This window comes from Vibrio sp. 10N.222.55.C6 (assembly GCF_041473395.1).
GTDB lineage: Bacteria > Pseudomonadota > Gammaproteobacteria > Enterobacterales > Vibrionaceae > Vibrio > Vibrio crassostreae_C.
The window spans coordinates 1-508 of sequence record NZ_JBFRSD010000522.1; the positions used below are offsets into that span (position 1 = coordinate 1).

At 45.5% G+C, this 508-nt stretch carries 1 protein-coding gene; it reads right to left on the reverse strand.

Going from position 1 to position 508, the window contains the following annotated elements:
• On the reverse strand, window positions 1–398 hold a 398-nt coding region (folA, locus tag AB4486_RS24885), incomplete at its 3' end, for a type 3 dihydrofolate reductase (RefSeq protein ID WP_372119369.1).
• Between the last annotated feature and the right edge of the window lie 110 nt (window positions 399–508).

The following is a 508-nucleotide window of genomic DNA, read 5'->3' on the forward strand; positions in this document are numbered from 1 at the left end:
CCTTCACCCCAGTCAGGAAATTGTGTATCTCCATCGACGGCGAAATCGATGTAAGTCAGATACAACTTGTCCGCTTTAGGTAAGCAGCTCTCATAAATAGAGCCGCCACCAATGATCATCACCTCTTCAACATCACTGAGTAGCTCTAGAGCCTGTTCAATAGAAGTTACCGTCGTTACACCTTCAATCTTTAAACTCTCATCACGGCTGATTACGACATTCAACCGACCCGGCAAAGGGCGTCCAATAGAATCGTAGGTCTTACGTCCCATCACGACTGGTTTACCCATAGTCGAGCGTTTAAACCATGCAAAATCCGCAGGTAAATGCCAAGGCATCTGATTGTCTTTACCAATTATACGGTTGTTTGCCATTGCCGCTATCATGCTGATGATCATAAATCGAAAGTCCTGTCCCTAAAAAGAAAATTAACGCTAAACGATAGGTCTACGGCGATAGAATAACAGCCCTGGCACAGCTAAGCCAACCGCCAACCCTGCGATAATGA